General features: G+C 47.7%; 13 protein-coding genes and 1 pseudogene. 9 read left to right on the plus strand and 5 right to left on the minus strand.

Features of this window, described 5'->3' with window-relative positions; translation table 11 throughout:
* Nucleotides 1-166: 166 nt before the first annotated feature.
* Nucleotides 167-388, plus strand: coding sequence for a helix-turn-helix transcriptional regulator (locus FTU69_RS06680; RefSeq protein ID WP_004658364.1), 222 nt, complete (start codon nucleotides 167-169; stop codon nucleotides 386-388).
* 172 nt (nucleotides 389-560) lie between these two features.
* Here the strand turns inward: FTU69_RS06680 and FTU69_RS06685 are convergent.
* A protein-coding gene (locus tag FTU69_RS06685) for an IS3-like element ISAba14 family transposase (RefSeq protein WP_099046175.1) occupies nucleotides 561-1,705 on the minus strand; the annotation gives its coding sequence in 2 pieces (ribosomal slippage) (nucleotides 561-1,441 and nucleotides 1,441-1,705; 1,146 coding nt in all).
* 277 nt (nucleotides 1,706-1,982) lie between these two features.
* On the opposite strand from FTU69_RS06685, the gene FTU69_RS06690 reads away from it, so the two are divergent.
* Nucleotides 1,983-2,771: an aminoglycoside adenylyltransferase domain-containing protein gene (locus FTU69_RS06690; RefSeq protein ID WP_038350081.1), complete on the plus strand. Its 789-nt coding sequence runs from the start codon at nucleotides 1,983-1,985 to the stop codon at nucleotides 2,769-2,771.
* A 126-nt stretch (nucleotides 2,772-2,897) separates the two neighbouring features.
* On the opposite strand, the gene FTU69_RS06695 is transcribed toward FTU69_RS06690, so the two are convergent.
* Together FTU69_RS06695 and FTU69_RS06700 are read right to left on the minus strand one after the other, a co-directional pair.
* Nucleotides 2,898-3,356 carry a DUF523 domain-containing protein gene (locus tag FTU69_RS06695; protein WP_077170035.1) on the minus strand — a complete coding sequence of 153 codons (459 nt, stop codon included), beginning with the start codon at nucleotides 3,354-3,356 and terminating at the stop codon, nucleotides 2,898-2,900.
* 234 nt (nucleotides 3,357-3,590) lie between these two features.
* A protein-coding gene (locus FTU69_RS06700; RefSeq protein ID WP_119285041.1) for an IS3 family transposase occupies nucleotides 3,591-4,756 on the minus strand; the annotation gives its coding sequence in 2 pieces (ribosomal slippage) (nucleotides 3,591-4,498 and nucleotides 4,498-4,756; 1,167 coding nt in all).
* A gap of 192 nt (nucleotides 4,757-4,948) precedes the next feature.
* On the opposite strand from FTU69_RS06700, the gene FTU69_RS06705 reads away from it, so the two are divergent.
* From FTU69_RS06705 to FTU69_RS06725, 5 genes are all read left to right on the plus strand, one after another.
* Nucleotides 4,949-6,442 carry an IS91-like element ISVsa3 family transposase gene (locus tag FTU69_RS06705; RefSeq protein ID WP_180103629.1) on the plus strand — a complete coding sequence of 498 codons (1,494 nt, stop codon included), beginning with the start codon at nucleotides 4,949-4,951 and terminating at the stop codon, nucleotides 6,440-6,442.
* A 30-nt stretch (nucleotides 6,443-6,472) separates the two neighbouring features.
* Nucleotides 6,473-7,357 carry a DUF3363 domain-containing protein gene (locus tag FTU69_RS14800; protein WP_001447541.1) on the plus strand — a complete coding sequence of 295 codons (885 nt, stop codon included), beginning with the start codon at nucleotides 6,473-6,475 and terminating at the stop codon, nucleotides 7,355-7,357.
* A gap of 216 nt (nucleotides 7,358-7,573) precedes the next feature.
* Nucleotides 7,574-8,788: a chloramphenicol/florfenicol efflux MFS transporter FloR gene (gene floR, locus FTU69_RS06715; protein WP_000214122.1), complete on the plus strand. Its 1,215-nt coding sequence runs from the start codon at nucleotides 7,574-7,576 to the stop codon at nucleotides 8,786-8,788.
* Nucleotides 8,789-8,815: 27 nt separating this feature from the next.
* Entirely contained in the window at nucleotides 8,816-9,121 is a 306-nt protein-coding gene (locus FTU69_RS06720; RefSeq protein ID WP_001255015.1) for a LysR family transcriptional regulator, read from the plus strand.
* Nucleotides 9,122-9,232: 111 nt separating this feature from the next.
* Nucleotides 9,233-10,726 (plus strand): IS91-like element ISVsa3 family transposase, encoded by a 1,494-nt coding sequence (locus FTU69_RS06725; RefSeq protein ID WP_163167828.1) that lies wholly within the window; start codon nucleotides 9,233-9,235, stop codon nucleotides 10,724-10,726.
* A gap of 175 nt (nucleotides 10,727-10,901) precedes the next feature.
* Here FTU69_RS06725 and FTU69_RS06735 read toward each other — a convergent pair whose 3' ends face one another.
* Complete coding sequence (locus FTU69_RS06735; protein ID WP_000251875.1) at nucleotides 10,902-11,204, minus strand: phosphoglucosamine mutase; 303 nt, start codon at nucleotides 11,202-11,204, stop codon at nucleotides 10,902-10,904.
* An 86-nt stretch (nucleotides 11,205-11,290) separates the two neighbouring features.
* Nucleotides 11,291-12,106: a sulfonamide-resistant dihydropteroate synthase Sul2 gene (gene sul2, locus FTU69_RS06740; protein WP_001043260.1), complete on the minus strand. Its 816-nt coding sequence runs from the start codon at nucleotides 12,104-12,106 to the stop codon at nucleotides 11,291-11,293.
* A gap of 282 nt (nucleotides 12,107-12,388) precedes the next feature.
* Between sul2 and FTU69_RS06745 the strand changes: the two are divergent.
* A pseudogene (locus FTU69_RS06745) lies at nucleotides 12,389-12,700 on the plus strand (HNH endonuclease signature motif containing protein); the annotation flags it as partial.
* Between the two features lie 550 nt (nucleotides 12,701-13,250).
* Nucleotides 13,251-14,483, plus strand: a complete 1,233-nt coding sequence (locus tag FTU69_RS06750) for an ATP-binding protein (protein ID WP_160255372.1) — start codon at nucleotides 13,251-13,253, stop codon at nucleotides 14,481-14,483.
* Nucleotides 14,484-14,574 lie beyond the last annotated feature (91 nt).

Genomic DNA, 14,574 nt, shown 5'->3' on the forward strand with positions numbered 1-14,574 from the left:
GCAGGTTCAATCCTTATATTTAAAAAGTTATAATTTAGTTGAAATGGATAAAATATACTTTCTATAAGTTGTAATAACCTGCTGTAGGTTAATTTTAGCAAAGTATTACTCAGTCAACAACTTCAAATAACCCACAGCAAGTTATTTTTTGTAAATTAATTTAAATATGATTACTTGTAAGTTATCTAGCCTCATGGGCGATAGAAAAATTTTAAAATTAAGTGAAGTGGTGCATGCAACAGGTATCAATCGCAACACGCTCACAAGTATGTATTATGACCGTGCTGTACGTATTGAATTACCAGTCGCCGATAAGTTGTGTAAGTACTTTAACTGTACGATGAATGATTTGTTTGAGTTTAAGGAAGAAGTTGAAGAAAAAGATTAACTTAATACTTCGTTTGATAAGTTTTTCGAAGAAAAAGACTAGCCAATACTTAGTTTGATAAGTTTTTCTCTGCAGATCTAATATTGAATTTTATAAAATATCATTACAAACAGAGGTGGTTCCACTTGTTTGAACAACTAAAAGCGTATTTATAAGTGATATTCCGCTCTAGTTAAGCCACCTTGTTTTGTTGGGGTAGCTGATCATAGTAAAACTCATTTGGTGTCATTTTGTCTAGACTCGAATGAGGTCGTTTCAGATTATAAAACTCAAAATATGCACTCAATTGCTTTTTCGCATCTGTGACACTGCTATAAGCTTTGAGATACACCTCTTCATATTTAACGCTCCGCCATAATCGTTCAACCATCACATTATCTACCCATCGACCTTTACCATCCATACTGATTTGAATGCCATTTGATTTCAATACATCAATAAATGCATCACTGGTGAACTGACTGCCTTGGTCTGTATTCAATATTTCAGGTGATCCATATTTTTCAATCGCTTCATTTAAAGCCGAAATACAAAAATCCACCTCCATACTAATCGATACCCTATGCGCAAGTACCTTGCGGCTATGCCAATCAATCACAGCACATAAATAAACAAAGCCTTTTGCCATAGGGATATACGTTATATCCGTAGACCACACTTGATTACTGCGCTGAATAGCCAATCCTTTGAGCAGATATGGATATTTACGGTGAGCTTGATTAGCCTGGCTTAAATTTGGTTTGCAATATAACGCCTGAATACCCATTTTCTTCATTAAAGTACGTGTATGACGTCGTCCTATATGATGCCCTTGACGATTCAACAAATCACGCATCATACGACTGCCTGCAAAAGGATATTGCATATGTAATTCATCAATACATCGCATCAGCTTCAGATCTGATGAGCTAACAGGTTTTGGGCGATAATAATAACAACCACGAGAGACTTTCAGTAACTTAGCTTGTTTAGATACTGAAATCTGAAGTGAGTGATCGATTAACTTTTGTGGTTGAAGCGGCCCAGTTTCTTCAACACACCTTCTAAAAAATCAATTTCTAATGCCTGCTCACCGATTTTTGCATGTAACTTTTTAAGATCAATGGGAGGTTCTGATGGAGCTTTTGATTGATCGAAAGCTTGTGAGGAAGCTGAGATCAATTGATTTTTCCAGTCAATAATTTGGTTTTGATGAACATCAAACTCAGAACTCAATTCAGCAAGTGTTTTTTCTGCTTTGATCGCAGCAAGTGCTACCTTAGCCTTAAAGTCGTTTGAATGATTTCTTCTTGGTCTACGTGCCATAAAATACTCCATATATTGATGTTTATAACATCATTTGAGGAGCAGAGTATCACTTATAGGAGTTGTTCAAATTTCCGGATCCATCTCTAAGTGAGGAGGAAATGACTCTTACTATTCAGATGTTGTTTCAAGCTTTTTTTGATTGATAGAGTTTTATGTATTAAACTCTATATTGAAAGTAAATATATTGTAAAAATAGTATGTTATTTACTAATTGATTAAATTATTTACACTTATTCTGTATAATGCTCTATGAATTCATTACTTATTTTTTTAAATTAAAAATCATATGCAAAGCTTAAATGATGAAGAGTGTCGCCAAGTTGAAAGTGTAAAACAGCTTTTACAAAAAAATTTTAAAGATAAGCTTTATGCTATTTATTTATATGGTTCGTATGTTGATGGTGGTTTAAAACATAAAAGTGATCTTGATATTTTAGTTATTATTGAACGTGAAATTACCGATCAGGAAAGAAAACAATTAGCGCAGAATTTTCTAAATATATCTGTTCCGATTGGTCATGCTACAGCGCGTGCCTTAGAAATTACGATATTAGAAAAAGGGAGTATTACCAATAAAAATCATCCATATACATATCAGCTACAATATGGCGAGTGGTTGAGAGAAGAATTACTCAAAGGTGAATTACTTTATAGTCAATCTGATCCAGATATTAGTATTTTACTTAAAACTGCCCAATTACATAACATTACTATCTTTGGACCTGATATTTGCGATTGGTTAAATCCAATTAGCTATGAACAATTAATATTTGCCATGCAAAAAACTTATCCACAAATTATTGCTCATTGGAAAGACGATCAGGATGAATGTAATCAAATTTTAGCGCTATGCCGTATAGCTTATACATTAGATCATAAAACAATAGTTGCCAAGGATGTTGCTGCGACATGGTTTTTAGAATTCTTAAGTCAGATAGATCAAGACATTTTGCAACTCATAATAGATGAATATATTGGGCAAGGTCATGAGCAATGTTGGTTAGTTTTACATGATCAGCTTGCTAAAATTGTTAAAGAATTACAGCATAAAATTGAACCACTACTTTTTAACTGATGTGGAAGTAATGGATATGCTTCTTAGATTATTACCTCACTATATCTCTAAATACCGAAGAGACTTGATATTGCAAAGGGGGGCGTGGTTGGAGTTGCATGAAGATTTTAAATAAAAGCGGAGGAACTAGGGTAAAAGTTGCCAAAAAGTTTCTTCTGAAATGACTTTTATATTATGACGTTTAAGCAAAGCGGAGGTAACTCCATTGCCATAGATCTTATTCCCATTAAATTGACCATCGTAAATCATTGAACTACCACATGAAGGGCTATTTTCTTTAAGCACTACCAGAGTAGCTTTTAATAATTGAACTTTTTTTAAAGTTCTATATGCCCCTTCAATATAGATTGAAGTCACATCCTTTCCTGATTTTTCAATTACACAGGCTTTTCCATCTAAGACATCATCGCCATTACCTCCCGAAATCTCGGCAGGTTCGCGTGGTGTTGATAAACCGCCAAGAATCTCTGGACATACCATAGTAGCTTTTCCATCTTTGACTAATTTTTCGATTTTTTCGTTTAAGCTATGCGTCCCGTTATAACGTACCTTTAAGCCAGCCAGACAAGAACTTACTAAAATCATATTTCCTCTATGAAAAAGATATGTATCGATTTGCTATTTAGCCAGTACCTATTATTTTTTAAAATTAATAGGTTAGTGCTATGGATAAAACAAGAATTTAAATATGATCAATGCAAAGTGAGTTATTTTTTTTCTAACCCACAAAGCTTATAGATTAGTTTGATCCTTTTTGTTTAGAAAATTTATCAACAGTGATGTGTGCTGAATTAGCAGGAGACTTTCACTTGGGAGATTCTAGGCAGCTAACCGATAAAAGTCTTCTGCCATTTGATTTGGTGTCTTAAAATCCAAGCCTTTTTGAATTCTTCGCTGATTATAAAATAACTCTATATATTTTGTAATATCCGCTTTGGCTTCTTCCCTTGTTTTGTAGTTGCGATGATGGACTAGTTCATTTTTGAGTATGCCCCAGAAACTCTCTATCGGTGCATTATCAAAGCAGTCGCCTTTTTTGCTCATTGAACCCTGAAAATCAAATTTCTCAAGTAAGTTTCGATATTCATTACTGCAATATTGGCTGCCTCTATCTGAATGTACAATGAGATCTTTAGCAGGTTTCTGATTGCGAATAGCCATATTCAATGCATCACAAACAAGCTTGGCTGTCATGCGCTCATTTAAGCTATAGCCAACAACCTGTTTCGTGTAAAGATCTTTGACAGCTGCCAAGTACAACCAGCCCTCAGCCGTCCAAATGTAGGTAATGTCACTCGACCACGCAAGATTAGGCTTCGTCATTGAAAACTGTTGCTTGAGTAAATTGTCATAAATAGAACGGTTGTGATCACTGTTCGTGGTTCTTTTGAAACGCTTATGGCGCTTACAATACAACTGATTTGATTTTTTTATTTGGCGCACAGCATACGTACTTATTTTGATACCTTGCGCTTGTAAATGCTTGGTTAATCGAACATAGCCATAGCTTTGTTTGGTTTCTTCATGGGCTATTTTGACCAAAATTGTCTGCTGATTTCGCTGAATTGATCTTTTACTCATGCCTCGCTTTAGCCAATCATAAAAGCGAGAAACGGATACACGAAGTAATCGAGCCATTAAAATAATCGGAAATAAGTGGCTTTGCGATTTCATATAGGCGTACCTCACTGACTTTCTTTGGCAAAGTACGCTGCTGCCTTTTTTAAAAATTCACGTTCCATTTCAGCTGTTTTGAGCTGTTGTTTAAGCTTCTTATTTTCTTCGAGTAAGGCGTTTAGATCGGGCGAATACTGTTTTGTGCCTGCTAAAGTTCCAGCCTTTGCTTTGTTATTCCAGTTCGAAAGGGTTTGCATTGAAATGCCAAGTTGTCTAGCGGATTCCGATACATTACCTTGGTTCTCTTCAATGGCTTTTATGGCTTCAGCTTTAAATTCTGCGGTGTAAGTCTTCTGTTTCTTGCTCATGGTAAACTCCTAATGAGTATGTATAGTTTACCAAGTTAAACCCTCCTGTTTTTTAAGCACACATCAATAGAGTGGGAGTGACGGGCACTGGCTGGCAATGTCTAGCAACGGCAGGCATTTCGGCTGAGGGTAAAAGAACTTTCCGCTAAGCGATAGACTGTATGTAAACACAGTATTGCAAGGACGCGGAACATGCCTCATGTGGCGGCCAGGACGGCCAGCCGGGATCGGGATACTGGTCGTTACCAGAGCCACCGACCCGAGCAAACCCTTCTCTATCAGATCGTTGACGAGTATTACCCGGCATTCGCTGCGCTTATGGCAGAGCAGGGAAAGGAATTGCCGGGCTATGTGCAACGGGAATTTGAAGAATTTCTCCAATGCGGGCGGCTGGAGCATGGCTTTCTACGGGTTCGCTGCGAGTCTTGCCACGCCGAGCACCTGGTCGCTTTCAGCTGTAAGCGTCGCGGTTTCTGCCCGAGCTGTGGGGCGCGGCGGATGGCCGAAAGTGCCGCCTTGCTGGTTGATGAAGTACTGCCTGAACAACCCATGCGTCAGTGGGTGTTGAGCTTCCCGTTTCAGCTGCGTTTCCTGTTTGCCAGCCGGCCCGAGATCATGGGGTGGGTGCTGGGCATCGTTTACCGCGTCATTGCCACGCACCTGGTCAAGAAAGCGGGCCATACCCACCAAGTGGCCAAGACGGGCGCGGTCACCCTGATCCAGCGTTCTGGATCGGCGCTCAATCTGAATGTTCACTTCCACATGCTGTTTCTCGACGGTGTGTATGTCGAGCAATCCCACGGCTCAGCGCGTTTCCGCTGGGTCAAGGCGCCGACCAGCCCAGAGCTCACCCAGCTGACGCACACCATCGCCCACCGGGTGGGTCGCTATCTGGAACGGCAAGGCCTGCTGGAACGGGATGTCGAAAACAGCTATCTGGCCTCGGATGCGGTGGATGACGACCCGATGACACCCCTGCTGGGGCACTCGATCACTTACCGTATCGCTGTCGGTTCACAGGCGGGGCGAAAGGTGTTCACTTTGCAAACTCTGCCGACCAGTGGTGATCCGTTCGGTGACGGGATTGGCAAGGTAGCCGGGTCCAGCCTGCACGCCGGCGTGGCGGCCAGGGCCGATGAACGCAAGAAGCTCGAACGGCTGTGCCGGTACATCAGCCGCCCGGCGGTATCCGAGAAGCGGCTGTCGTTAACACGAGGCGGCAACGTGCGCTACCAGCTCAAGACGCCGTACCGGGACGGCACCACGCACGTCATTTTCGAACCATTGGATTTCATTGCAAGGCTGGCCGCCCTGGTACCGAAGCCCAGAGTCAACCTAACCCGCTTCCACGGGGTGTTCGCACCCAACAGTCGGCACCGGGCGTTGGTCACGCCGGCAAAACGGGGCAGGGGCAACAAGGTCAGGGTGGCTGATGAACCGGCAACACCAGCACAACGGCGAGCGTCGATGACATGGGCGCACCGGCTCAAGCGTGTTTTCAATATCGACATCGAGACCTGCAGCGGCTGCGGCGGCGCCATGAAAGTCATCGCCTGCATTGAAGACCCTATAGTGATCAAGCAGATCCTTGATCACCTGAAGCACAAAGCCGAAACCAGCGGGACCAGGGCGTTACCCGAAAGCCGGGCGCCACCGGCTGAGCTGCTCCTGGGTCTGTTTGACTGACGAGCCTGAAGGCCAACGATACCAATCAAAATGCTGCGTTCACAGCGCCGCGGCAGGGATCCGCCGTGCTGGTTGTCGGAAAAGGAGCCGCTAGTGGGAAAGAGGAGGGTAAATTTTCAGCGTTGCTGGCTCCCCGTCAGCCGGATTGGGTTGCATCGCAGGGGTGTCGAAAGAGTCAACTGCGGTCCAAAGCTGTTGGACTTGGGTGAAAAGGGCGTTTATTCTTCCTATACGTGCCGCGTTCCAGGCGGCGACTATGAGGGCTATGTCGATGCCCATGTGCGCCGGCTGGAGGCGCTACGCCGGGCCGGTATCGTCGAGCGGATCGACGCCGACCAATGGCGCATCCCCGATGATCTGGTCAGCCGTGCCGCCGCCCATGACGCCGGCCGAGACAGTCAGGCCAGCGTTCGCGTCCTTTCCCCGGTCGATCTGAACAAACAGATCGGATCGGACGGCGCGACCTGGCTGGACCGGCGGCTGATCCACGGCGAGACGGCCGACCTTGCGCCAACCGGCTTCGGGCAACAAGTCCGCGAAGCCATGGACCAGCGCCGCGAGCACCATATCGAACAGGGCGACGCCACCCGCAGCCGGGACAGCCGCGTCTTCTACCGGCGCAACCTTCTCGCCATCCTGCGGGAGCGCGAGGTAGCCGGCGTCGGATCGGATATGGCTTTGAGTAAGGGCCTGCCGTTCCGCGCCGCCACGGACGGCGAGAGCGTCAGCGGCAAGTTTACCGGAACCGTGCATCTATCGAGCGGCAAGTTCGCCGTGGTCGAGAAATCCCATGAGTTCACCCTTGTCCCGTGGCGGCCGATCATCGACCGCCAACTCGGCCGCGAGGTTATGGGCATCGTGCAGGGCGGGTCGGTGTCGTGGCAGTTAGGGCGGCAGAGGGGGCTGGAACGCTGAGTGCGCCCATGCCGCATTGCGAAGCAAAAGATAATCGGATAAAATGTAGCAATTCATATTCGTAAGCGTGGAGTAATCAGATGGGAAATTCCAAGTCAGCAGACAAGTAAGCCGCAACAACCAGTATTGTTGTTGCGGCGCTCTGTAAGGCTAGTCTCATCTGATTGCTGACGAGCAGACGTCGCCCGGTATTCCTTAATCGAGGGTTGATTCGTCATGACCACCACACGCCCCGCGTGGGCCTATACGCTGCCGGCAGCACTGCTGCTGATGGCTCCTTTCGACATCCTCGCTTCACTGGCGATGGATATTTATCTCCCTGTCGTTCCAGCGATGCCCGGCATCCTGAACACGACGCCCGCTATGATCCAACTCACGTTGAGCCTCTATATGGTGATGCTCGGCGTGGGCCAGGTGATTTTTGGTCCGCTCTCAGACAGAATCGGGCGACGGCCAATTCTACTTGCGGGCGCAACGGCTTTCGTCATTGCGTCTCTGGGAGCAGCTTGGTCTTCAACTGCACCGGCCTTTGTCGCTTTCCGTCTACTTCAAGCAGTGGGCGCGTCGGCCATGCTGGTGGCGACGTTCGCGACGGTTCGCGACGTTTATGCCAACCGTCCTGAGGGTGTCGTCATCTACGGCCTTTTCAGTTCGATGCTGGCGTTCGTGCCTGCGCTCGGCCCTATCGCCGGAGTATTGATCGGCGAGTTCTTGGGATGGCAGGCGATATTCATTACTTTGGCTATACTGGCGATGCTCGCACTCCTAAATGCGGGTTTCAGGTGGCACGAAACCCGCCCTCTGGATCAAGTCAAGACGCGCCGATCTGTCTTGCCGATCTTCGCGAGTCCGGCTTTTTGGGTTTACACTGTCGGCTTTAGCGCCGGTATGGGCACCTACTTCGTCTTCTTCTCGACGGCTCCCCGTGTGCTCATAGGCCAAGCGGAATATTCCGAGATCGGATTCAGCTTTGCCTTCGCCACTGTCGCGCTTGTAATGATCGTGACAACCCGTTTCGCGAAGTCCTTTGTCGCCAGATGGGGCATCGCAGGATGCGTGGCGCGTGGGATGGCGTTGCTTGTTTGCGGAGCGGTCCTGTTGGGGATCGGCGAACTTTACGGCTCGCCGTCATTCCTCACCTTCATCCTACCGATGTGGGTTGTCGCGGTCGGTATTGTCTTCACGGTGTCCGTTACCGCGAACGGCGCTTTGGCAGAGTTCGACGACATCGCGGGATCAGCGGTCGCGTTCTACTTCTGCGTTCAAAGCCTGATAGTCAGCATTGTCGGGACATTGGCGGTGGCACTTTTAAACGGTGACACAGCGTGGCCCGTGATCTGTTACGCCACGGCGATGGCGGTACTGGTTTCGTTGGGGCTGGTGCTCCTTCGGCTCCGTGGGGCTGCCACCGAGAAGTCGCCAGTCGTCTAACCGACGACTGGTAGCAGGCCCGCTCCGATGCGGCGCACTAACCATCGAAACCTCGTGAATGTCGGTATCCTGTCTGGCAGGATACCGCTCATTTCCCTTGTTCAGTTCATCGCCGTCGCCGAGCATCTGAATTTTCGGCATGCGGCCAAGGCACTTGGTATCAGCCAGTCGAGCGTCAGCGCGCGTGTGAAAGCGCTGGAGGATAACCTTGGTGTCCTGCTATTTGAGCGCCATGCGCGGGGCGTTCGGCTAACAGACGCAGGCAGGCACTTCATGGAGCGTGTCACGGCGGGTGTCGATCAACTCGATCACGCAGTGAAGACCGCGGAGTGACGGGCACTGGCTGGCAATGTCTAGCAACGGCAGGCATTTCGGCTGAGGGTAAAAGAACTTTCCGCTAAGCGATAGACTGTATGTAAACACAGTATTGCAAGGACGCGGAACATGCCTCATGTGGCGGCCAGGACGGCCAGCCGGGATCGGGATACTGGTCGTTACCAGAGCCACCGACCCGAGCAAACCCTTCTCTATCAGATCGTTGACGAGTATTACCCGGCATTCGCTGCGCTTATGGCAGAGCAGGGAAAGGAATTGCCGGGCTATGTGCAACGGGAATTTGAAGAATTTCTCCAATGCGGGCGGCTGGAGCATGGCTTTCTACGGGTTCGCTGCGAGTCTTGCCACGCCGAGCACCTGGTCGCTTTCAGCTGTAAGCGTCGCGGTTTCTGCCCGAGCTGTGGGGCGCGGCGGATGGCCGAAAGTGCCGCCTTGCTGGTTGATGAAGTACTGCCTGAACAACCCATGCGTCAGTGGGTGTTGAGCTTCCCGTTTCAGCTGCGTTTCCTGTTTGCCAGCCGGCCCGAGATCATGGGGTGGGTGCTGGGCATCGTTTACCGCGTCATTGCCACGCACCTGGTCAAGAAAGCGGGCCATACCCACCAAGTGGCCAAGACGGGCGCGGTCACCCTGATCCAGCGTTCTGGATCGGCGCTCAATCTGAATGTTCACTTCCACATGCTGTTTCTCGACGGTGTGTATGTCGAGCAATCCCACGGCTCAGCGCGTTTCCGCTGGGTCAAGGCGCCGACCAGCCCAGAGCTCACCCAGCTGACGCACACCATCGCCCACCGGGTGGGTCGCTATCTGGAACGGCAAGGCCTGCTGGAACGGGATGTCGAAAACAGCTATCTGGCCTCGGATGCGGTGGATGACGACCCGATGACACCCCTGCTGGGGCACTCGATCACTTACCGTATCGCTGTCGGTTCACAGGCGGGGCGAAAGGTGTTCACTTTGCAAACTCTGCCGACCAGTGGTGATCCGTTCGGTGACGGGATTGGCAAGGTAGCCGGGTCCAGCCTGCACGCCGGCGTGGCGGCCAGGGCCGATGAACGCAAGAAGCTCGAACGGCTGTGCCGGTACATCAGCCGCCCGGCGGTATCCGAGAAGCGGCTGTCGTTAACACGAGGCGGCAACGTGCGCTACCAGCTCAAGACGCCGTACCGGGACGGCACCACGCACGTCATTTTCGAACCATTGGATTTCATTGCAAGGCTGGCCGCCCTGGTACCGAAGCCCAGAGTCAACCTAACCCGCTTCCACGGGGTGTTCGCACCCAACAGTCGGCACCGGGCGTTGGTCACGCCGGCAAAACGGGGCAGGGGCAACAAGGTCAGGGTGGCTGATGAACCGGCAACACCAGCACAACGGCGAGCGTCGATGACATGGGCGCAACGGCTCAAGCGTGTTTTCAATATCGACATCGAGACCTGCAGCGGCTGCGGCGGCGCCATGAAAGTCATCGCCTGCATTGAAGACCCTATAGTGATCAAGCAGATCCTTGATCACCTGAAGCACAAAGCCGAAACCAGCGGGACCAGGGCGTTACCCGAAAGCCGGGCGCCACCGGCTGAGCTGCTCCTGGGTCTGTTTGACTGACGAGCCTGAAGGCCAACGATACCAATCAAAATGCTGCGTTCACAGCGCCGCGGCAGGGATCCGCCGTGCTGGTTGTCGGAAAAGGAGCCGCTAGTGGGAAAGAGGAGGGTAAATTTTCAGCGTTGCTGGCTCCCCGTCAGCCGGATTGGGTTGCATCGCAGGGGTGTCGAAAGAGTCAACTGCGGTCCAAAGCTGTTGGACTTGGGTGAAAAGGGCGTTTATTCTTCCTATACGTTGTCGGCAGCGGGCCAAAAAGGAATACGTCCATGCCCATCGAGGTGAAACCGGCTGTGAGCGCGGGTTCAAGCATATAGCCCGACAGGCGCGTATCCTTGCCGATCACGACACGATGGCGGTGGTCACCGCGACGAAAGACACGGCCAGCCGCCATGCCGACGCGCAAGGCGGTTTCCGCCGTCATCGCGCCTTCGTTGGCTTTGCCACGAATACCGTCTGTGCCGAAATATTTGCGCACCATAAGGTCGATTATCCTGTCGTCGGGTCGCCCTCAAAGGGGACATGCCTGCTGAACCGCGAATATAGAGAAATATCCCGAATGTGCAGTTAACGAATTCTTGCGGTTTCTTTCAGCGCCGCCAATACCGCCAGCCCGTCGCGCAAGGGGCGCGGCTCGTGTGTGCGGATGAAGTCAGCTCCACCTGCGGCGGCGGCAAGCTCTGCAGCGAGTGTCGCGGCCCCGACATCCCCCGGACCACGGCCTGTGAGCGCGCGCAGAAAGGATTTGCGCGAAACAGACAGAAGCACCGGCAAATCGAAGCGCAGCCGCAATTCATCGAACCGCGCCAGCACCGAGAGCGAGGTTTCGGGAGCAGCCCCCAGAAAAAACCCCATGCCGGGATCAAGGACAAGGCGGTTGCGTTTGATACCGGCACCCGTCAGCGCCGCGATGCGCGCGTCAAAGAACGCCGCAATGTGATCCATGATGTCGCCAGCGGGTGCCTCGCGCCGATCTGCCTGCCCGTCTTGCACCGAATGCATAACGACGAGTTTGGCAGATGATTTCGCCAATTGCGGATAGAACGCAGCGTCTGGAAAACCGCGAATATCATTGAGATAGGCCACACCACGCGACAAGGCATAGGCTTGCGTCGCGGGTTGATAACTGTCGAGCGAGACGGGAATGCCATCTGCCTTGAGCGCGTCCAGCACCGGCGCGATACGCGCGATTTCTGTGTCGGACGAAACAGGCGCGGCGTCGGGATTGCTGGATGCCGGACCGAGGTCGATCACATCTGCCCCCTCGGCCATCAGCTTACGCGCCTGCGCAATGGCTGCGTCTGGCGCCAGATACCGGCCTCCATCGGAGAAACTGTCCGAGGTTATGTTGACGATGCCGAAAATGATGAGCGATTTATTCATGGGGGCTTCTATAATAATAATAATCGAGCATGAGTCTCATACGGATGCTCGGGTCGAAAGGGAATCCCCAGGCGAGTAACCTGTTTGCGGTGATCCATTAGCTGCAGGAGCAGAATAGCATACATCTGGAAGCAAAGCCAGGAAAGCGGCCTATGGAGCTGTGCGGCAGCGCTCAGTAGGCAATTTTTCAAAATATTGTTAAGCCTTTTCTGAGCATGGTATTTTTCATGGTATTACCAATTAGCAGGAAAATAAGCCATTGAATATAAAAGATAAAAATGTCTTGTTTACAATAGAGTGGGATATGTGGAGTCGATTAGTCCAATTTCTCGGTCAAAGCCCAAGGCCTTTTCGGCATTAACCAAGAGTCTGCTTAAGCACAATTTTCTGGTGGGTAATCATAACTTTTGCCTCATTTGTGATGGATTGATCTATCTTGATTCTACTGAATCGGATCATCGGATTGCCAAAGCCGTAGGTGGGCAAGGTGTTCTAGAGAATGGTCTGCTGGTTCATCCCATCTGTAATAGGATGAAATCAGATCTGAGCCTGGAAGAGATTAGAGCGGATTTGTTTGGTGAATTACTGTATTAATCAACAGAGCGATGAGCTCATTTTTGCAGAAGTATCAATGATTAATCACATGATTTAACTTTTGATACATTCAGCCAATATGGTTATTTTTAATTCAGTCCAGAATCACAACCAGAAACTAGCTGTAGTTTCTGAATGACCGTCAAGGTCCTTAGTTTCGCCCATAGATTCCCTCTGTGGGCTTTTTTTGATCAAAAATTGTATAGATGCTCTAAAATAAACCTTTTAGCATTTCATAAGCAATTAGGATTAAGGCTGAGACCATCAGCACAACAAAAATGAGTTCCACTCTAGTTAACAACTTAGTTCCATTTACTTTTCACTTAATTTATATAGCAGTTAACTCGTAGCATAAATGACATAACATGACATGGAAAATAATCAAAAAGACAGAATTTGGATTTTGATCAGATCTGCATGTTTACATGCTTCTACAGCAGCTTTGAATGTTTCACTTAACCTTTAAACTTTTCTTAAAACTAAATATATTTACATATACATTCTAAAATTTGATAGAATTTATTAAAACTTTAGATTCTAAGTGTAAATAATGAGAAGCGCTAATATTCGACGTGATGGCTACTTAAAATTTCTGAATACATGGCAAGACCGTGATGTCATTAAAGTGCTTTCGGGTGTACGTCGCTCTGGAAAATCCACCTTATTGGCGATGTTTCAACAAGACCTAAAAGCACAGGGCGTACAAGCCGAAAACATCATTGCCATCAACTTCGAATTTATGGAATTTGAAGAACTCACCGATTACCGTAAACTACATGATTATGTATTATCCAAAGTTGATAAAAGTAAAAAAAACTATGTTTTTTTAGATGAAATTCAACATGTTACAAATTTTGAGAAAGTAGTCGACTCTTTATATGTTCGGGATTATATCGATTTATATATTACAGGCTCAAATGCATTCTTTCTAAGTGGAGAACTTGCGACTTTACTTACAGGACGCTATATAGAGCAACATGTTTTACCCCTTTCATTCCAAGAATTTAAACAGTGGCATATTGAAAATAATCCGATCATCCAACAATTATCAAATCGTGATTTGTATGCCATGTATACGCGCAGTAGTTTCCCTTATACGCTTGCCATGACTAGCCAGCAGGAAACTTATGATTACTTGCAAGCGGTCTATGCCAGTGTAATGTTTAAAGATGTTATTCCACGTTTGAATACTGCCGATATTAACTCTCTCGAGCGTGTCACAAGATATTTGGCAAGCGTGACAGGCTCAGCTATTTCCATCAATAAAATTAAAAATACCTTTGTTTCAAGTGGGGTTAAAATTTCATTTGAAACAGTAAAACGCTATATTCAGGGCTTACAGGACAGTTTGTTATTTTATAGTGCCGCACAATTTAAAGTACGCGGGCGTGAGTTATTACAATCCTCTGAAAAATACTATTTAGTTGATGTCGGATTGCGCCGGATTATGTTGCCTGATGCTAATGCTGATCAAGGTCATATCTTAGAAAATGTGATTTATCTTGAGCTTGTCAGACGAGGTTATACGGTCTATGTAGGGCGGGTTGATGAATATGAAATTGATTTTGTTGCTGTCGATACTTTACAGAATTTAACTTATTATCAGGTGGCATTAGAAACGCTCAATGAGGAGACACTCAGCCGAGAGTTACGTCCATTACAGAAAATTTCTGATTCGTATCCCAAGTATTTGCTTACATTAGACACGATAGGGACTGAAGCGAATTATAATGGTATTGTAAAAATGAGTGCTCTCGATTGGTTGCTATCTGAAAATAAGTAAAGTTGAGGGTAGACATGGATACTATTATTTATTAATTAAAACTCAAAGACTTTTCAGCATTAACCAAGAGTGTGATCAAGCATAATTTCTG

The organism is Acinetobacter sp. YH12134, assembly GCF_013418555.1.
Classification (GTDB): Bacteria; Pseudomonadota; Gammaproteobacteria; order Pseudomonadales; family Moraxellaceae; genus Acinetobacter; species Acinetobacter indicus.